Origin of the sequence: Bacillus sp. FSL H8-0547 (assembly GCA_038002745.1) — a bacterium.
In the GTDB taxonomy this organism is placed as follows: Bacteria; Bacillota; Bacilli; order Bacillales; family Bacillaceae; genus Bacillus_P.
The window spans coordinates 615,824-634,173 of the sequence record JBBODD010000001.1; the positions used below are offsets into that span (position 1 = coordinate 615,824).

An 18,350-nucleotide genomic window follows, 5' to 3' on the forward strand; every position below is an offset into this window, starting at 1 on the left:
AGGCTGTTTTTTCTGTTTACTTGATATTCTCTTCTGTTTTGAGCTCATCCGGTGCTTTAACCTTTGGAGCTTTTTTCGGTTTTGGTCCGATCTGATCCAATCTGGCACGGTCATAAATGGCTGTTCCGACAATTTCAGCTGTATCCTGAAGCTTTTCTTTGCTGATTTTGTCTATAGAATCTTCAGGCGTATGATACCAAGGCTCGGAGGGACTGTGAATAAACAGCGCAGCAGGAATTCCCGCTTCCGCAAAAGGAACATGATCACTGCGTCCTCCCTGTCCATATGGCGTCGGTTCGCCGTTTAGTTTTCCGCTTGATTTTTGAGCAAGGTCTGTGACAAGGTTCGGCTTGCCGTCAAGTGTCAGCATAACAAGATCGCCGGCATCTCTGCTGCCAACCATATCAAGGTTAAAGTTAGCAACTGTGCGGCTGATTTCATCGTCTGATAACATGCTTACATAGTGTTCTGATCCAAGCAATCCTACTTCTTCCGCACCAAATGTCACAAAGCGTATTTCTGTATCTGCCGGTACATTCTTCAGAACGCGTGCAAGCTCAAGAGTCATTGCAGTTCCTGAGGCATCATCATTTGCTCCCGGGGCACCCGCAACAGAGTCATGATGTGCACCGAGAACGATAATATCATTCGCTTCAGACTTTTTGCCTGTCGGTTTTTTCACGGCTATTACATTGTGGGACGTTTTTTCGCCCGTTTCTGCTCCCACAATGGAGAGGGAAACCGTTTTCCCGATATGTGACAGCAGCGCTTCACCTTCTGCTTTTGATAATGCAGCTGAAGGAACGAATTTGTCGTTGTGTTCTCCGAGGGTTCCGCTTAGTGCTCCCTCAGAATTGTTATAGATAATGACCCCTGCAGCTCCTTTTTCCGCTGCATTGAGCACTTTTTCAGCAAAACTTATTTCCCCGCGTTTGATAAGGGCAATTTTCCCGTTCAAATCAAGTGAAGAAAGCTCGTCCTTTTTGCCAAGGCCAGCTGAAGCGAGTTCTCCTGACACATTTCCGCTCACAGAATAAGTAAACGCCTGAGGCTTCAATTCACCGCCGTAGCCATCTACTGAAAGGGAGATGCTGCTTGGCGGAGTATAACCGTAAAATGTGAACGGCTGAACATCGGCTTTATACCCGTATGATTCAAATTCCTCTTTTATAAACTGAACAGCTTTAGCCTCAGAATCCGTTCCAGCCACACGCGGAACTTTTGATAGGTAATCAATATTTTCATAGATGTTTTCTGCGCTGATTGCCTTTAGGATCTTCTTTTCAAAAGGGTCCTGGAAGTGCTGAGCCGCTTTCGCCGCAGGCTCCTGATTTACAGCAGCCTGTACACTGACAGCTCCAATTGCCAGAGATGCTGCCAGAGTAAGAGATAGGATCGGTTTTTTCATAGCATAGCCTCCTGATGGTTAGAGATAGATTCTTAATGTGTATCTTACTTTATTTCGTCAGACGAAATAAGTGCCAAGATAACTATCTAAATATAACCATTTTTCCTATAAAATAGGTTATTATTCCTATTAATCTTATTGAATAAACGGGTTATATGAATGGTATAAAAACGCATAAAAAGAGGACCTTACTTTAGAAGGTCCCCCGTTTTTCCATCAAGCAATCTCTGATTCTTTTGAATGCACTTTTCTCATAAAGTCATTTACGTCTGCCGGCACTTTCCGGTCAAGTTTTGAAACGATATAGACGGATAAGAAGCCGATCGGCACCGTAATCAGGCCAGGCACCCTGAACTGCAGGAATTCAGGAAGAGTTGCCGGCAGGAAGATCATGTACATGGAAGAAAGAAGTCCGAGCACAAGACCTGCGATCGCTCCTTTTTCCGTCATGCCTCTCCACCAGATGCCGAGAATGAAGATCGGGGTAAACGTACTTGCTGCTACTGTAAAGGCCAGTGCAACCAAGTGGCCGATCGAGGCTTCTTTTACAAGAAGACCAAGTGCCCCGTAAAGAATACCGAGAATGATAATCGAAACTTTCCCTGCGATAACGCGCTCTTTCTGGGAGATGTTTTTCCGCAAGAATGTAGCATACAAATCATGAGCCAATGCACCGGAGCTTGCGATGAAAAGGCCTGAAAGATTCGAGAAAACGGCCGCAAACGCGCCGGCAATAACAAGACCAAGCAGCCACTCTCCTCCGAGAGCCTGTGCTGTGGACGGAATAACCATGTTGTTACCGCCTGCAACAAGATCCTTCATTACTTGAGGATCAGCCGAACCGCTCAGGAAGATCGATCTGCCGACAGCTCCAAGATAGACAGCGAACAAAAAGAAAACGCTTGCAATTAAAATCGCCATAAGAGCGGATTTCCGGGCAGCCTTTGCACTCGGATTCGTGTAAAAGCGAAGGAGAATATGCGGAAGGCCGATTGTACCAAGCGCAAGACCGATCGTCATGGAAATGGTCTGCCAGAAAGAAGGGAAATAGTTTCCTGTTCCAATCCATGTCTGACCGTCATGGGCGATATCTTTTCCATCAGGGGCAAATTCAGCCGTTCCGGCAATGCTTCCGGTAAATTCAGTGACAGATGCCAGAATGCGCTCATAATATAAACCGCCGTAAACAGCCGCTACAACCATAAGGATAAAAGCGCCCAGACGGATCCACAGCTCCAGCGCCTGATTCAGCGTTGTGCCTTTCATCCCTCCGACACCAACGTAGAAAATCATGACACTGCACGTAAAGATTATGCCAAATTCATAGCTTGTTCCAAAGAACATGCTTAAAATCTGGGCGGCACCGAGCAGCTGAGGGGCTGCATAGAAACCTGAAATGGCAAGAACGACTGCTACAGCCGCAAGTCTTGCACGCTTGCTGTGAAATCGGTAGCCGAGGAAATCAGCTACTGTATAAGCACCGAATCTTCTAAGAGGACCCGCTACAAATATAGCCAGAAGAGTAAGACCGATCGAGAAACAGAACGCATAGTACGCACCGTCATACCCAAGCTGAAACGTCAGCCCCGCAATTCCGAGAAACGTTGCAGCACTAAGGTAGTCCCCTCCAATGGCCGAGCCGTTGGTAAACCACCCGAAGCTTCTGCCTCCTACGAAAAATTCAGATGCCGTTGCGTTTCTTTTTGTAAGATACGTAATATACACGATTGTACCCATCAGGAAAATCGTCAAAAGCATTTTCGGTTCAAGTAACGCAGCCATCAGTTAACACTCCTTCCGTCAGAAGCTTGAACAGAGCTTGCCGGAGTCTGACTCTTCTTCAGTCGCTTCTCATACAGCGAAGTATGGATAAATGCAATTAAAAAGGCCATGCCCATCGCAAAGATTCCGGTGAAAAACCAGGCGTACGTCATGCCTCCGTAAAAAGATGAGAACATGAAATCCGGAGCGAACCAGTTTAAGGCTGGGATAATCAAAATAAATGCAAAATAAAACAGTGTAAGCTTTGACCCGATGCTGAACTCGCTTTTCATCAAATAACGCGTCTCCTCATCAAGAGGCGTGAGCTCCCGGACGTCAACCGTCCCTGCCTCTACATACTCATAATCTTTATAATCTGCTGCCACGATCCTTTCCCCCTTTTATCTGGTAATCTGCTGCTTGATTGTATTGTACATGACCAAAACCTGCGTTACCTTACAATAAATTATCAGAAATGTATAAATATTTAATATATTCCTACTTTCATGTATACTAGTGCTAGAGTCATAATGATAGAAACGGGGAATATAAGCGTGTATACCGTAACATTCGAAGTTAAGGAACCTGCCGAAAAAGAGAAAATGGCCTCGTGGATCCAGGAAGAGCTTAAAGGGGAGTTATCTGTTTCAGGCCATAGACGCGATCCGCTTACGATAAAAGTAGTCGAAATCACGAAACTGTTCGACTGGGTAAAAATTCACCGGCTCAAAAAACACCATCAGAACTGCATTATCTTCCCGCTTATCGAGCCATCCATGCTGAAAACATCGCCCCTTGCACTTGAGATGAAGCTTCACACCATGCTCGTTAAGCCTGTCAAAAAACACACCTTCATTAAAAGCATAAAAAAAGTGCTGACTTCAGCCGGAAATGAAAGCGCAATCATAACTAACTACGGCGATATGACCAAAACATACAAGCAGGGAAACAGCGAGCTTCTTCCCTTTCAGGAAGCCTTTCTCAGAAGACTTCTCAGAGCAGAAGTCAAATCTGAGGAGGAACTGTTTGCTGCACGGCCCTATTTTCCTGATCACAGCGTCCCAAACATGGTCTGTTTTATCCAGGGATTCATTCACAATCAGCCGCGGGAAACAGCAGTAAATGCGCCCATGCTGATTCAGGCTGCTTTTAAAGATGCTTTTTCAGCTATAGGTGTACTCCCTTCTTTTCTGGCCTATAAAAAACATCTGCTCATGCTGATCCAGGTTCCGCATGGCTATACGTCCCTTCAGCACTTTCAGGAAGGCGAAGAGACTTTCCTAAGAGCATCTGATGAGCTGAAGGAAAAACACGGCATCCACCTTTTCACCGGCGTCGGATCGATCTGCAGAGAACCCCTTATGCTCTCCCAGTCATACAGGGAAGCACGAAAAGCGAGGCGCACACCTCACTATAACAGGCTGTCACTCCGATATTATGAGGAAATAACGAAGAACCCGCTGATCACGTCATGCACCCATTACATCGCTGAAAACTGCCAGAATGATTTAACCACCAGACAAGTAGCCAAACAAATAAACATCAGTGTCCCCTACTTCTGCAGACTTTTCAAAAAAGAAACAGGCCGCAGCTTTGTTGAATATGTCACCTTCGTCCGCCTGCAGCGTGCCGTATGGATGCTGCGGCACACAGACAAAACCATTGAACAGATCGCAGAAGAACTTGGCTTCAACACACCGAACTACTTCAGCTCAACCTTTAAAAAATATGTCGGCATTACACCCAGCGAATACCGGATGACGGATGAGATTTTGTTTGTTTGATCAAGTATGAAGAAATGAACTGTTTACACATATATCGCCGTACTTATTAAAATAGAAAAAAGTGAATTTGAGCAAGCTCAAATTCACTTTTTTCTGCTCTTAGCTGGCTTTAATTCCAGCTTCTCACGTCCTTAGCAACGCACAACACAATCCAAATGGTATTTACCCTTTTGACAATTTTCCTTTTTTGATTCCTTTGATCAGCAATGGGATTAAAAATAGAAGAATCAAATAGTTAAAAAGCGGCTGAATTGTCTGGGTGAATCGAGGCAGATTTTTTAGCGATTCATCAAGGGTGGATCCATTTACTGAAGAAAACAGAATATATCCTCCTCCAATGAATAGGCCGATTACAATAGGAATGAGCAAAGCTGTTCCCACTACTATACAAATTTTTTTAACGACTTTTAAGATCATCGTAAATTCCCATCCGTTCATGTTCATTTTGTACTGATTTCACGTTGTAAATCTGCTTCACCATCAAGCTTATTAGAAGTGATAACACCCCAATAATTGCAATCAAGATATAGATTTGGCTTGAGAACACGTCAACCAAAAAGCCGAATAGGATTTGCCCTATTGGTACGGCCGTTGTAGCCGCAGCTGCTTGTATCGACATCACTTTACCCAACATATTACCAGGGGTTTTCTCCTGAATAATTGTATTCAGATAAATGTTAACGACCGTCAAGGCAAACATGACGAGCATAGAACTGATGCTGACGAACACGTATTTTGCAAAAGCACTTTCAATGAATGGACTGGTGCCGAACGCCATTCCGAAATAGACAGCTGCACACCCTGTAATCCACAGATAAAGATTATCACCCCGAATTTTGCTCTTTAGAAGCCCAATGGCCATGGCCGAGAAAACAATACTTAGTGAAATGCCTGATTGGGCAAATCCAAAATAAGTATCGGGCATATTAAAAAGCACTTTAATCATGTATGGCAAACCTACAAAAAACATGGGGGCAACAAAAAGACTGACAGTGAATGCTATTCCAATGCTTTTTAAAATGAATCGATCATCGTGAATGACATAGGAAATCCCCTGTTTGATGTCGCTTATGACCATTTGAGCAAAAGGCTCCGGTGCCCGTTTGTCAAACGGAATCTTCATGAAGATTTCAATAACGGCTGCTGCAATAAAGAAGATGGCGCTGACAACAACAATCACATTAATGCTTGTGAAGCTGTAGAGCACACTGCCGGCAATCGGGCCAACAAAGTTTGCAGCGGACACGACTCCTGAAACGATGCCATTGCTCTTCAAGAGCAACTCCTTAGGGACAAGTGCAGGAATACTGGCCTGAACAGCAGGCTGATACATTGAGCTAATCAATGTCAAAGCCATCAGAAGAACACCTATAGAAATGACCGTTCCGTTTCCGCTAAAGAGGAGCATGGCAAACAGGATGATAAGAATACTGCTGCACAGGTCTAAGATGACCATGATCTTTTTCTTATCAAATCGATCTGCAATTGCTCCCCCGATTGGAGAAATAATGATTGCAGGCACGATGGAAAGACCCATGATTGTTCCAAAAATCGTGGCTGAATTCGTTAAATCAAGCACATATAAAGACAAAGCAAATCGTAATACAGACGAACCGAATATCGATATGATCTGTCCGAATATCAGTATTTTAAAATCACGGTTAAAACCTTTCATTGCACCAACACACGCTTTAGAGTCACGAACAAAATCCTCAATTTTTTCTGTATTTCACTTGAAAGCTCTTGTTTTGGTTTATTTCCGATGCTTACCTGATTCAAAATGCCTGACATATAGGTTTCAATCAGCATAATGATATCTTCCTTTGGTACTGCAGGCACGAATGTTTCATGATTAATCTGCTCTTCTAAAAAGGAGCAGAACTTTTCATGCAGATATTGGAGGTTAGAAACGTCCTTCACAATGCTCTGCACCTTCCCATATCGTTCTGGATCCCTTGAATAAAGAGCCATTATGCTATAATAAACAGACCCCCGGTCCAGTAAAGATTTCTGCATATAATCACCAATGTAGATCAGAATCTTTTCAAGTTTTTGCAGAGGCTCCTCTTTGCCTCCAAATATTTCATTCACTTCTTCTTTCACTTCTCCGTTTATATTTTCTTCATTCAGTAAAGCTCCAAACACCTCGTCAATATTGGAGAAATATTTGTATACGCCTCCCTGGCTCATGCCGGTTTCTATTACAATATCTCTCATCGATACGTCAAAAATGGGCTTTTGCATGCATACTCTTCTGGCTGCTTCCAATATTTCCTTTCTTTTCAATTGTGCATGATTTTCACTGACTTTAGGCATAACTGTATTCAGTTCCTTTCTTTTCTATAATAATTTTCAATTGTTTTATGAATAAGGTCAGCACTCTTTTGGGCACCTTTTTCTGCTCTTACCTTTACCCCTGTTTCCCTTGCCTGATTTTTAACTTCAATTGATTGGGTTGAAGCAATAGCGTCTGCAAGCTTTTCAGCAGTCAATTCCTTTCGCGGTATCGATCCTCCGCTTACACCCAGCTCAACCATTCTCTTTCCCCAGGCAAATTGGTCGTTTCCAAACGGAATCACAACTTGAGGCACACCTGACCGTAATGCTGCAGCGGTCGTGCCCGCTCCTCCGTGATGGACAACAGCAGACAGCTGGGGAAAAAGCCACTCATGTGGGACACTTTTAACATACAGAATATCTTTTGTATTTTCTCTTTCCTCCATGCCTCCGCCGGCATTGATGATTCCCCGCTTACCGTTCTTCTCAAGCGCCTTTACGACCATTTCTGTTGATTCCGAAGCATTAGCCTTATCTCCCACACTTCCAAATCCAATGTATACCGGCTGCTCTCCGTCTTTGAGGAACTCCTCTACTTCTTTTGACGGTTTGTAATCGGATTGATCTTCAATGAACCAGTATCCAAAAGAGTGGACATGCTCCGGCCAGTCACCTGGAACAGGGAAAACGCTTGGACTTAATGAAGTGATTGTTGGATGACTAGCTGTACGCTGTTTTGGATAGGGATTCGAAAAATTTTTCGGGAGCTGTCCATACTTTTTAACCCAGTATTTCTTTACACCCGTATTGGCCATCTTCCAAAAACCTTTTTCAAAGATGTAATGAGTTAGTTTATTTACGGTTTTGCCAAGCCGCAGACGGTCATAAAAGATGAGGGCAGGATATTCTTTTGTAGGTGTCATTGGAAAAGGTGCGGCCAGGATGCTTGGAATGCCCATTTCCTTTGCAACAAAATACCCTAGAGTAGCTCCCGGATGGTACACGATGGCATCTGCACCTTCACAGGCTTGGTGCATGTCTTCTTGACCGCCGATCATCAGCTCTGTCAAATCGTCATTTTTAAAGTTTAAGCTTGTAAAAAATTTCAGTGGATTATCTGCATCCTTTACAACTCCGCTTTCTAAGATTTTGGCAACATCACCGCGCATGGGTGCATATTCAAATCCATACCCCTCGACAAGCTGCCGGTAGGATTCTGATGCAGCAATGCGTACTCGGTACCCTTTCTTTATCAGTTCTGTTCCGAGCGCAATAAACGGCTGGGTATCTCCTCTTGTTCCAGTTGAGAGCATTGTGATTAACATATATAAAACCTCCTGGGGTTAAATTCAAATAAACGACATTGTTGTCGTTTTTATTGTATAACACCACTTCGAGAAACACAACAACAAAATGACAACAGTGTCGTTTTTATTTCAGGAAGGTTTGCAAGTCCTTTAAAATGTCTCTTTAAACTGCAAACAGAAAAGTTGTACTCTTTCTTAAAGAATGAACCGCAGCATGCGTACGATTCCTGTCAGATGAATCCTGTGTTTTGAGGTCTCTCGATTAAAAACAGGCACCTTCCTAAAGGAAGATGCCTGTTTTTTATGAACGGGTATAATGGGACTGAACATAGTCCCCATAGCGGACAGTTCGTTTATACGCAAGTTTTGTTTCGGGATTACCCGGTCTGAATAAAGGAATGCCCTCTCCAAGAAGGACTGGAACGGTCGTGATGATGTATTCATCAATCAGATTCTTTTTCATGAAATCATCGAGAAGATCCGCGCCGCCGACCATCCAGATGTCATTGCCATTTTCTTCTTTGAGATGTTTGATCAGTGATTCCGGTTCTTCCTTAGTAAAAATCAGGTCACTTTCTGTCCGGGATTCGCTTATTGTATAGATGAAGCTTTTCATTCCTTCATACGGATACTTATGATTTGTCAGCTCCAAAACGTGATCATATGTTTTTTTGCCCATGATGACCGTGTCGATTGTTTCCAAAAACTCACTGTACCCGTTGTCCCCTTCTCCCTGTGCTTCTTCTAGCCAGTCAATGCTTCCATCCCTGCGTGCAATATACCCATCAAGACTGACTCCTATATATAAAACCACTTTTCTCATATCTCCAGCTCCTTCTAAAAATTGACTTCCTTATCATCCTAGCAGATAATGACGACAGATTCTGTCGTGAATAGCGGAGGAAATTGACATGTCCAAAACACAAAGATTATTAAACATTCTCTTTTACATCAACAGGCAGGGAAAAGTGACGGCCGGCGAACTCTCTGCGGAATTCGGCATCAGCGTCAGAACGGTTCAGCGCGATCTCGCCGAACTGGAAGAATGGGGGGTTCCTTTATATAGTGAACCGGGGCCGGGCGGAGGATACACGGTTCTCAAAAACAATATCCTGCCGCCGTCTTTTTTTACAGAGGATGAGGGAATTGCGCTCTATTTCTCCTATCAGCACCTCCTGCTGCTGCACGCCCTGCCGTTTCAATCCGAAATCAAGGCTGCATCTGACAAACTTTATGCTTCTTTTCCTGCTGCTGTTAAGGAGAAAATTGATCAGTTAAAAGAAAGGGTCTCTTTTTGGGCTCCGCCTTCTAAAGCGGATGTGCCTTTTTTAAACGAGCTTCTGGACGCTGCCGTTCAGCAGATTGAAATCCGCATTGCCTATGAAAGCAGAAATGGTCAATCTAATCGTGTCATCGTGCCATACGGTATATACGCATCCGGAGGGCTTTGGTACTGTCCTGCTAATGACCGCAAATCCGGCGGGGACCGGCTGTTCCGGGCAGACAGAATTCTTTCTTTTGAAAAATTGGCTCCTGCCCGGAACGGTTCTTTAACCTTAAGTCAATGGATGGAAAAAGAAGAAACGCGTAAACAGGCGCCGCTTAAAGTCCGGCTCTCAAAAAACGGGGTCAGAGAGTGCAAAACGCTGCCTTTTCTATCAGATCATCTGAAGGTAAATGAGGACGGAACCGGGTTTATCGACACTTTTGCACCGCTTGAGGAAGTTCCGTTCATGGCGAAGCAGTTCATCCTGCTCGGAGAAGATGTATATGTAGAAGAACCGGCTGAACTGATTGAGGAAATGGTTGAGCGTGCTGAGAATGTGCTGAGGATATATAAAACAGATGGGTAGTTGAGATTCTGCTTTTTGAGTGAATGACCTGTCCCGTTATTCACTCAGCAGCATGACTCACCATACCTTTAACGGTTCACAGGTTTGAACCGCTTCTTACTTCAATCCGGCTATAAAACTTTATCAGGAACAGGAGAAGACAGGTTCATCATCGTGAGCGGTTCGCCGTACTCCATGGATGAATCAATAAACCCTTCTAATAACTCATTCGACTCAGTCACAACTTTAACAAGATAACTGTACTCTCCAGTTAATCGATGACATTCAATAACCAGAGGATTTTCTTTGCAAAATTCTCTAAATGCGCTGCATCGGTGCGTTTTCATTAAGATGAAAGCCTGAACCGGTTTATCAATCTTCCCATTGTCAATTTCAGCCTTATACCCTTTAATAATACCCTGATCCTCCATCTTCCTGACTCTTTCTGTGACCGCAGGAACGGATAAAGAAACTTTCTTTCCAAGCTCAGTCATTGAAACTCTTCCATCTTCCTGCAAAATAGTAAGTATTTGACGATTAATTGGGTCCATTTGCTTCCACCTTTATTATTTTATCTCAATCTACTAAAATTCATTATTTTCTTAAGTATAACTGGCTGAATTCCATAAGAAAAGTATGTTTCAAGGGGCATTGATAAACTAAAATAAGGAGTATTCAAACACTGGAGGTTTTTTATATGGGATTACAAATGAAGACAATATGTGAAAAATGTGATGGAGAATTAAAAGGAAATGCATATATTTGTGTGCATGAATGTACTTTTTGCGAAGACTGCACGAATGGAATGTCAAACGTTTGTCCAAATTGTTCCGGAGAACTTGTCAGAAGGCCAGAGAGGGCTGGTTTTTGTCCTATTAATACCCTACCTGTCAGCGGGTGACATTTTATAGGACCTAAAAAATAAGAAATATATAATAGTAAATAAATTTCATGAAGAGGTAGAATTATATGCCTAAAATCGACAATATGTTAGCCATTCTATGGATGCTTCGTTCAGGTGAAAAAATAACTGCAAAACAAATTTCAGAAAAGTTAGAGATGAATATAAGGACTGTGTATCGTTATATTGATACAATTTCAACAAGTGGCGTACCTATCATTTCAGAACCAGGACATAACGGCGGATACACTTTACTGAACAATTTTATTGAGGCTCCTCTTTTTTTTGATTATGAGGAGCAAACTTCACTATATCACGCTGCTGTTTTTGCAGAAGAAGCGGGATATTATGGTGGTGAGGCACTAAACAGGGCCATTTCAAAACTAAGTAAATACTCAAATCAAGAGCAGGAAACAAAGATAAACCAACATAAAACTAGTCTTGAAGTAATAAGTCGATTAAGTTCACTCTCTATAGAACCTTCTTTGAAGGAGTTGGAGCAGGCCGTAGCTGACGGGTACTCAGTAAAAATTCTTTACCATAAAAGTGGCGAAAAGCAATTGAATGACAGATTGGTCGATCCGTACAGAATTATCTATTGGAATAATAAATGGTATGTGATTGGATTTTGTCATCTTAGAAATGAAATCCGCAGTTTTAGAGTCGATCGAATTGAAAGTTTAATGCTAACAGAAAATAAGTTTAACCGGCCAGAAAATTTTTCAGCACGTGACTTTTTTACAAATAGCCTTCTTCCAGCTATAGAAGATAAGGAAGGGATTATTTCATTGGTTATCAATGGGGATAAAAATGTATTGGCTGATATTTGCCAACATTGGTTTTTAGGACATTACTTACAAGAACGGACTTCAAATCAAGCAGTTTTTCTTCTTGAAAAAGATGTAATACATACATATGTACCTTATTTCCTTTTACCGTACAATAAATCGATTAAAGTTATTGAGCCAATAAGCCTTAAGGAAAGACTTATTGAAGTTCTGTCGGAATTAATAGATTTTCATCAAGTATGATAACTTCCCTGACGCTACCTGTCAGGGAAGTTATTTTATAATTGCTCTATCAATTGTGATTGGAGTGTTATTGGATGCAAACAAAAAAGGCTTTTCTATATGTATTTAATACAATGTCGGACTGGGAATATGGATATTTAATGGCTGAACTAAACTCAGGAAGATATTTCAAAAAAGATTTAGCACCTTTAAAAGTAATGACAGTAGGAGCTAATAAAGAAATGATTACTACTATGGGAGGACTGAGCATAAAACCAGATATTTCCCTTGATGAATGTACTCTTGAGAATAAAGATCTTTTAATTTTACCAGGAGGGACTACCTGGAGTGAAGAAATTCATCAGCCTATCTTGGAAAGAATTGGCCGAGCTTTAAAGCTTGGCACGATTGTTGCTGCAATTTGTGGAGCAACTGATGCCCTTGCGAATATGGGATACTTAGATACTAGAAAGCATACAAGTAATAACTTAGACTATACTAAAATGACATGTCCTAACTATAAAGGAGAAAAGTTCTATGAGTTGCGATCTGCGGTATCTGATGTGAATTTAGTTACTGCATCTGGAATAGCTCCTCTGGAATTTGCAATGGAAGTACTGAAAAAAATAGATGTATTTACACCAGATGCATTACATTCATGGTATAACCTAAATAAGACTCATAAACCTGAATACTTCTTCCAGTTAATGAATTCAATAAATAAATGAAGGTACGGAAAAGCTCAATTTCTCTATTTTTCTTTTTTCACAGTATCCGGGTGACTAATGGCAGTATAAAATAACCCCACAATTTGCAGGACTTTGTTGAAAAGCGAAGTCCTGCTAATTCCTGTGTGATATAAGATTTTCAAGCCTTTGATGACTGGAAGTTAATTTTTCCGATTCAAGAACCTTCTTCCCCACCTTCTAGAACTGCTTCCAATTCCCTTCAGAAATAACGGCGTTCAGCGACGGCAAGAGGTCTGTAAGCCCGGATTGCCGCATCCAGTGGCACAGGTAGAGGGCGTCGCCTCCGGACACCAGCAGGACATCCGTCTCCTGAACGAGCGGCACCCAGCGGTCTTTATCAATGCTCGGCAGCGCGGTGAGCTCCAGCACTCCTACAGATTTCCAGCCCAAATCCACCATGGGATTTCCGGGTTTCCCTGTGATAAACTCCCAGACTTTGACGCCGGGCCCGACCCAGGGGTGTCCGTACATTGCTGTAGGAATGCACAGGGCGGTGGAGTCTGCGATCGGCTTGTCCAGCATGTTAACAAGGGCATTGTGTATACTCTTGTTCGTTACACCTCCAGATGTAAGCAGAAATTTCACACCTTCACTCATTATCTTTTTTCGTAATTTTAAAGGCTTCTATCCTTTAAAAACTGCAGGTTTTCAAATTATCTGTTTTTTATAATAATATCATATAAAACAAAAACAGCAGGCACTATTCTGCTAAGAATGTGCCTGCTGTTTTATGTGTCATTCCATTTCTCCCGCAGCCAAAAAGCAAGCTGAGGAAACGTTCATTTAAGCCTGATTTTCATCTCTCGGTTTGGCGGATCATCGTTTTTCACAGGAGGAAGTCCGTATCCGTAGCCCGATGCCGCCTGTTTTACGGTATGGGTCACACTGTTCAGAACTTCTCCCATGTCCTGTGCGGATTCAAACAGCGGTTCCACTGTTTTCATCTTGCTTTTCACATCAACCGTAATCTGATTGGCAGACTGGATGAGTTCTTCTGCTTCCCCCGACAGATCATGGACCGCTTTTCTCACTTCCGCAAGCGTTTCGTTCGTTTCTTCAAGAGTAGTCATGCCCTTGCGGAGAGTCTGAATTAAATAGCCTACTAGAAAAATAAAGGCCAGCGCGGCTCCTGCAGCACTTACTTCAAAAATCATCTTGCACCTCCAAAACGGATTATGCACAAGACTGCCTGTACATTACTACAGTATATGAACCTGTCTGATGGAGTAGAAGTTTAGAGTGAGAGCTTTTCGCCTATTTTCAGAACCGGCGCCTCTGCGCGTACCGTCTCCGGATATTTAATGCCCTGACCGGTGTTCAGGCAGACCACTTTCTCGTCTTCCTTGATCCATCCGCTCTCCTTCAATCTGCGGGCAGCTGCAAATGTTGCCGCACCTTCAGGGCATATAAAGCATCCTTCAAGCTGTGCAGTCAGGGCTTGTTCTGCTTTAATTTCCTCTTCTGATACAGCTATGGCACTCCCGTTTGTTTCATAAATTCCCTTAAGAACGAGGAAATCACCGATTGCCTTCGGAACGTTAATGCCGAACGCATCCGTCTGCGAATTTTCCCAAAACTCAGATTCAGCTTTTCCTTCTTCAAAAGCTTTGACAATCGGCGCGCATCCCTCTGCCTGAACGGCAACAAGGCGAGGCATTTTATCCTTGCTGATCCAGCCCAGATCCTGCAGCTCCCGCAGTGCTTTATAGATGCCAATGATCCCCACTCCTCCTCCTGTCGGATAAAGAATGACATCCGGCACCTCCCAGCCCAGCTGTTCGGCAATTTCATATCCCATCGTCTTTTTCCCTTCAATGCGGTACGGTTCTTTTAAGGTAGAGGCATCATAAAATCCCTGTTCCTTTACAAGCTCTGCCACAACTTTTCCGGCATCGCTGATCAGTCCGTCAATTAGATGCAGATTCGCCCCTGAAATGGCGGTTTCTTTCCGGGTGATCATCGGCGCATCAAGCGGCATGATGACATATGGCTCCATACCCGCTCTGGCAGCATAAAGCGACCAGGCTGCACCTGCATTTCCGTTTGTCGGCATGGCAAAGGTCTTTACGCCAAGCTCCTTCGCTTTTGAAATTCCGACAGCCGCTCCCCTCGCCTTGAAGGAACCGGTCGGTATCAGCCCTTCATCCTTCATCAGCAGCTGAGTAAGACCGTACTCAGCTCCAAGCCTGTCCATTTTCAAAAGCGGAGTCATTCCCTCGCCCATTGAAACCACATGTTTTGCGTCCTCAACCGGCAGCAGTTCATGATATCTCCACAAACTGTTTTCCCGTCTGCTGATTTCTTCTTTTGTTAACATACTCTTCACTTGATCTAAATGGTAGCGCACCAAAAGAGGAGATCCGCATGTGCAAAGCTGCTGCACATCCTTAACTGAATACTCGGTCCCGCACTTCGGGCATTCCAAGTGTGAAACATAGCTGTAACTCATTCTGCATTCCCTCCAACTACTAGTAAAGACCCTCAACATCGAGTCAAGGGTCTTCCGTTTTTTTCGGTCTGCTTTATGTAAAGAAAGCAAGCTTACACCGGCGGAACGCGGTCAGCACTTGCCTTTTTTCTTCTGAAAACAAACCGGTTCATGAATTTGTAATTCAGTAAATTGAACCAGATCAGTGCATCCAGAATGAAGCTGCCGGTCGTATCCATCTCATCATTCCGCATTTTCACGTCGATAAACCACCCTATGAAATAACTCCCTGCAAGCCAGAAGGCGTAATACGTGATAAACCTGCTGAATGTACCGTCAAAAGGTAGCGTTACGAATTCGATAAATGCGACTAATCCTGTAAAAAACACCAGAAATGAAGCTCCAAGCAGAAAGAAAATCCTGAACAAAAAACCTAAACAGCCCACACATTTTCCCACCTTTCCCTAAAACTATATCATTCTTTCAAAGATGGAAAAATGTGTTTTCTCTGTTTTTTCAGATGTTTTTCTTTCATTCGAGGCCATATCCTCTTCTCTGAAAACCGTCTGCTGCAAGCGTCATGTTTTCTATTAAGCTCTTAATTTATTCTCCACAGCACTCGCCGGCAGTTTTGCAAGCGCCTGTTCAAAATCTTTGATCAGATCATCCGCATTTTCCAGCCCGACGCTGATGCGGAGAAGTCCGTCCGTTATTCCGCGGCGCTCCCGCTCTTCTTTTGGCATCGCAGCGTGAGACATTCTGGCCGGATAGGACAATATGGATTCGACCGCTCCAAGGCTTACCGCAAATACCGGCAGCTCCACATTTTTAACGAGCGTGCGGACGGCATCCTCGTCTGCCAGTGTGAAAGACAGGACAGCCCCGGGACCGTCTGCCTGATACCGCTGGATCGAGTGTCCCGGATGAAAGGTTAGTCCCGGGTAGTAGACGTTCCGGACCGCTTTATGACGGGATAAATAGTCTGCGAGTTTTCGTGCAGACTCACTGGACTGCTGCAGCCTTACGTTCAATGTTTTCATACCGCGGAGAACGAGCCAGCAGTCCTGGACGCCGAGCACGGCCCCGAATGCGTTCTGCAGTTTCTGTACTCTCGCTGCAAGCTCCTCCCCTTTAACAACGGCAAGGCCTGCAAGGACATCGCTGTGTCCGGCAAGGAATTTGGTGGCGCTGTGAAGGACGATGTCCACACCGAGTTCAATTGGCCGCTGCAGGGCTGGAGTCAAAAACGTATTATCTAAAAACGTCAGGCATCCGTTTGCCTTTGCAAGCTTTGTAATTCCGCGGATATCCGTAATTTTCAACAAAGGATTGGACGGTGTTTCAACGTAAATGACTTTTGTATTCGGCCTGATATGAGAAGCAACTTCATGAAGATCGGTCATGTCAACAAAGCTGTACTCAATGCCGAATCTGCTGAGAACGTCTGTGATGATCCGGTACGTTCCGCCGTACACATCCTCTGTAATCAGGACGTGGTCGCCTTTTGACAGGAGCAGAAAACAGGTGGAGATTGCTGCCATCCCGGATGCAAAAGCAAAGCCTCTCGTTCCGCCTTCAAGTTCAGTGATGGCCTGCTCGAGTGTTTCCCGCGTCGGATTGCCCGAACGCCCGTAGTCGAATTTGCCGTAATCGTCAAAATCAAACTGGTGAAACGTTGATGAATGATGGATGGGAACGCTGACCGCCCCTGTGTCTTTCTGCGCCTTATGACTGTTGTGAAGCAGTTTCGTCTCAAATGTCCACTTACCGCTGCTCAACTTTATCTGCCTCCTTCATAAGTTCAAATGCCTGAACCAGATCCCGCTCCAGATCACCTGCGTGTTCAATTCCGACTGAAAAGCGCAGGAGGCGGTTGCATACGCCGTTTGCTGCTCTGATCTCTTCAGGAATATCCATATGTGTCTGTGTGGCCGGATATGTGATAAAGCTCTCCACGCCTCCGAGGCTCTCTGCGAATGTTATCGTCTTCAGAGCTTTTAAAAACGGGTTGACCCACTCTTCCTTTTGCAGCCTGAACGAAAGCATTCCGCCTTTACCCGGATACAAAACATCTGTTACTTCGGATTGGCTCTCCAAAAATGCCGCAAGCTGTCCTGCATTTTTTTCATGCTGATTCATCCTTAAAGCAAGTGTCTTCATCCCGCGGATCAAAAGCCATGAATCAAACGGGGAGAGCACTCCGCCTATTGCATTATGATGCTGTGCGAGCTCTTCGCACAGCTCTTTGCCTTTTGCGACGACAAGGCCTGCAAGTACATCGTTATGTCCGCCCAAATATTTGGTTGCACTGTGAATGACAATATCGGCTCCGTCTAAAATCGGCTTCTGCAGAATCGGCGTGTAGAACGTATTATCAACTATCAGCAGCAAATTGTGTTCCCGTGCAATTTCGGCTATATCGCTGACCTCTGTTTCCTGCATCAAAGGATTTGTCGGAGTCTCCAGAAAAATCGCCTTTGTGCGGTCATTGATCAGCTGCTTTGTACAGTCCCCGTCTTTAAAATCCGCATAATGGAAAACAAGGCCGTATTTGCGCCATTCACGCTCAAACAAGCGGTATGTTCCGCCGTACAAATCGGAGGAGACGATCAGTTCATCCCCGCTTTTAAACAGGGCCATCAGCGTCTGAATGGCCGCCATTCCAGAACTGAACGCATACCCCTGATCGCCGTGCTCAAGATCTGCAATTGCTTTTTCTAAAATCGTTCTCGTCGGATTCCCCGTCCTGATGTAATCAAACCCTGTTGATTCCCCGATTCCATTATGTCTGTAGGCTGTTGAAAAGTAGACGGGGGGGTTTACCGTTCCCGTTATGTTTTCACTGCGATTCCCGATTTGCGCCAAAGTTGTTTCAATGCGTTCCGACATGTTT

18 protein-coding genes and 1 pseudogene are annotated in these 18,350 nt (G+C 43.9%); 5 read left to right on the forward strand and 14 right to left on the reverse strand.

Annotated elements, in window-relative coordinates:
* Positions 1-16: 16 nt before the first annotated feature.
* From MHB63_03080 to MHB63_03090, 3 genes are all read right to left on the reverse strand, one after another.
* On the reverse strand, positions 17-1,408 hold the full coding sequence (locus MHB63_03080) for a M28 family peptidase (protein ID MEK3805571.1): 1,392 nt from the start codon (positions 1,406-1,408) through the stop codon (positions 17-19).
* A 216-nt stretch (positions 1,409-1,624) separates the two neighbouring features.
* Entirely contained in the window at positions 1,625-3,193 is a 1,569-nt protein-coding gene (locus MHB63_03085; GenBank protein ID MEK3805572.1) for a cation acetate symporter, read from the reverse strand.
* Positions 3,190-3,555, reverse strand: a complete 366-nt coding sequence (locus MHB63_03090) for a hypothetical protein (protein MEK3805573.1) — start codon at positions 3,553-3,555, stop codon at positions 3,190-3,192. Before MHB63_03090 ends, MHB63_03085 begins: the two co-directional genes overlap by 4 nt.
* 168 nt (positions 3,556-3,723) lie before the next feature.
* On the opposite strand from MHB63_03090, the gene MHB63_03095 reads away from it, so the two are divergent.
* Positions 3,724-4,953, forward strand: a complete 1,230-nt coding sequence (locus MHB63_03095) for an AraC family transcriptional regulator (protein MEK3805574.1) — start codon at positions 3,724-3,726, stop codon at positions 4,951-4,953.
* Between the two features lie 397 nt (positions 4,954-5,350).
* On the opposite strand, the gene MHB63_03100 is transcribed toward MHB63_03095, so the two are convergent.
* The 4 genes from MHB63_03100 to MHB63_03115 form a co-directional block, all read right to left on the reverse strand.
* Positions 5,351-6,628, reverse strand: coding sequence for an MFS transporter (locus MHB63_03100; GenBank protein MEK3805575.1), 1,278 nt, complete (start codon positions 6,626-6,628; stop codon positions 5,351-5,353).
* On the reverse strand, positions 6,625-7,269 hold the full coding sequence (locus MHB63_03105) for a TetR/AcrR family transcriptional regulator (protein MEK3805576.1): 645 nt from the start codon (positions 7,267-7,269) through the stop codon (positions 6,625-6,627). The genes MHB63_03100 and MHB63_03105 overlap by 4 nt, the downstream gene beginning before the upstream one ends.
* Before the next feature lie 8 nt (positions 7,270-7,277).
* Positions 7,278-8,555, reverse strand: coding sequence for a glycosyltransferase (locus MHB63_03110; protein MEK3805577.1), 1,278 nt, complete (start codon positions 8,553-8,555; stop codon positions 7,278-7,280).
* Between the two features lie 283 nt (positions 8,556-8,838).
* Entirely contained in the window at positions 8,839-9,360 is a 522-nt protein-coding gene (locus tag MHB63_03115; protein MEK3805578.1) for a dihydrofolate reductase family protein, read from the reverse strand.
* A gap of 88 nt (positions 9,361-9,448) precedes the next feature.
* Here MHB63_03115 and MHB63_03120 point away from each other — a divergent pair, with 88 nt between their 5' ends.
* Positions 9,449-10,390 carry a YafY family protein gene (locus MHB63_03120; protein ID MEK3805579.1) on the forward strand — a complete coding sequence of 314 codons (942 nt, stop codon included), beginning with the start codon at positions 9,449-9,451 and terminating at the stop codon, positions 10,388-10,390.
* Positions 10,391-10,500: 110 nt separating this feature from the next.
* Here MHB63_03120 and MHB63_03125 read toward each other — a convergent pair whose 3' ends face one another.
* Complete coding sequence (locus MHB63_03125) at positions 10,501-10,920, reverse strand: Lrp/AsnC family transcriptional regulator (GenBank protein MEK3805580.1); 420 nt, start codon at positions 10,918-10,920, stop codon at positions 10,501-10,503.
* Between the two features lie 146 nt (positions 10,921-11,066).
* Between MHB63_03125 and MHB63_03130 the strand changes: the two genes are divergently transcribed.
* From MHB63_03130 to MHB63_03140, 3 genes are all read left to right on the forward strand, one after another.
* Positions 11,067-11,270 carry a DUF1272 domain-containing protein gene (locus MHB63_03130; protein ID MEK3805581.1) on the forward strand — a complete coding sequence of 68 codons (204 nt, stop codon included), beginning with the start codon at positions 11,067-11,069 and terminating at the stop codon, positions 11,268-11,270.
* A gap of 68 nt (positions 11,271-11,338) precedes the next feature.
* Positions 11,339-12,301, forward strand: coding sequence for a WYL domain-containing protein (locus MHB63_03135; GenBank protein MEK3805582.1), 963 nt, complete (start codon positions 11,339-11,341; stop codon positions 12,299-12,301).
* A gap of 74 nt (positions 12,302-12,375) precedes the next feature.
* On the forward strand, positions 12,376-13,008 hold the full coding sequence (locus MHB63_03140) for a type 1 glutamine amidotransferase family protein (protein ID MEK3805583.1): 633 nt from the start codon (positions 12,376-12,378) through the stop codon (positions 13,006-13,008).
* Between the two features lie 228 nt (positions 13,009-13,236).
* On the opposite strand, the pseudogene MHB63_03145 reads toward MHB63_03140, so the two are convergent.
* The 6 genes and pseudogenes from MHB63_03145 to MHB63_03170 form a co-directional block, all read right to left on the reverse strand.
* Positions 13,237-13,614: pseudogene (locus MHB63_03145) on the reverse strand (peptidase E).
* A gap of 194 nt (positions 13,615-13,808) precedes the next feature.
* On the reverse strand, positions 13,809-14,183 hold the full coding sequence (locus MHB63_03150; GenBank protein MEK3805584.1) for a DUF948 domain-containing protein: 375 nt from the start codon (positions 14,181-14,183) through the stop codon (positions 13,809-13,811).
* Between the two features lie 80 nt (positions 14,184-14,263).
* Positions 14,264-15,478 (reverse strand): threonine synthase, encoded by a 1,215-nt coding sequence (locus MHB63_03155; GenBank protein MEK3805585.1) that lies wholly within the window; start codon positions 15,476-15,478, stop codon positions 14,264-14,266.
* Between the two features lie 92 nt (positions 15,479-15,570).
* A complete protein-coding gene (locus MHB63_03160) occupies positions 15,571-15,903 on the reverse strand; it encodes a hypothetical protein (GenBank protein ID MEK3805586.1) in 333 nt (110 codons plus the stop codon).
* Positions 15,904-16,047: 144 nt separating this feature from the next.
* Positions 16,048-17,235: a cystathionine beta-lyase gene (metC, locus tag MHB63_03165; protein MEK3805587.1), complete on the reverse strand. Its 1,188-nt coding sequence runs from the start codon at positions 17,233-17,235 to the stop codon at positions 16,048-16,050.
* On the reverse strand, positions 17,222-18,346 hold the full coding sequence (locus MHB63_03170; GenBank protein MEK3805588.1) for a methionine biosynthesis PLP-dependent protein: 1,125 nt from the start codon (positions 18,344-18,346) through the stop codon (positions 17,222-17,224). Before MHB63_03170 ends, metC begins: the two co-directional genes overlap by 14 nt.
* Positions 18,347-18,350: the final 4 nt, after the last annotated feature.

What these genes read in the sequence shown, in the direction of transcription:
- MHB63_03080 (MEK3805571.1), bottom strand. Translation starts at nt 1,408, where the DNA reads ATGAAAAAACCGATCCTATCTCTTACTCTGGCAGCATCTCTGGCAATT.
- MHB63_03100 (MEK3805575.1), bottom strand. Translation starts at nt 6,628, where the DNA reads ATGAAAGGTTTTAACCGTGATTTTAAAATACTGATATTCGGACAGATC.
- MHB63_03110 (MEK3805577.1), bottom strand. Translation starts at nt 8,555, where the DNA reads ATGTTAATCACAATGCTCTCAACTGGAACAAGAGGAGATACCCAGCCG.
- MHB63_03135 (MEK3805582.1), top strand. Translation starts at nt 11,339, where the DNA reads ATGCCTAAAATCGACAATATGTTAGCCATTCTATGGATGCTTCGTTCA.
- MHB63_03120 (MEK3805579.1), top strand. Translation starts at nt 9,449, where the DNA reads ATGTCCAAAACACAAAGATTATTAAACATTCTCTTTTACATCAACAGG.
- MHB63_03125 (MEK3805580.1), bottom strand. Translation starts at nt 10,920, where the DNA reads ATGGACCCAATTAATCGTCAAATACTTACTATTTTGCAGGAAGATGGA.
- MHB63_03115 (MEK3805578.1), bottom strand. Translation starts at nt 9,360, where the DNA reads ATGAGAAAAGTGGTTTTATATATAGGAGTCAGTCTTGATGGGTATATT.
- MHB63_03155 (MEK3805585.1), bottom strand. Translation starts at nt 15,478, where the DNA reads ATGAGTTACAGCTATGTTTCACACTTGGAATGCCCGAAGTGCGGGACC.
- MHB63_03150 (MEK3805584.1), bottom strand. Translation starts at nt 14,183, where the DNA reads ATGATTTTTGAAGTAAGTGCTGCAGGAGCCGCGCTGGCCTTTATTTTT.
- MHB63_03170 (MEK3805588.1), bottom strand. Translation starts at nt 18,346, where the DNA reads ATGTCGGAACGCATTGAAACAACTTTGGCGCAAATCGGGAATCGCAGT.
- MHB63_03130 (MEK3805581.1), top strand. Translation starts at nt 11,067, where the DNA reads ATGGGATTACAAATGAAGACAATATGTGAAAAATGTGATGGAGAATTA.
- MHB63_03105 (MEK3805576.1), bottom strand. Translation starts at nt 7,269, where the DNA reads ATGCCTAAAGTCAGTGAAAATCATGCACAATTGAAAAGAAAGGAAATA.
- MHB63_03140 (MEK3805583.1), top strand. Translation starts at nt 12,376, where the DNA reads ATGCAAACAAAAAAGGCTTTTCTATATGTATTTAATACAATGTCGGAC.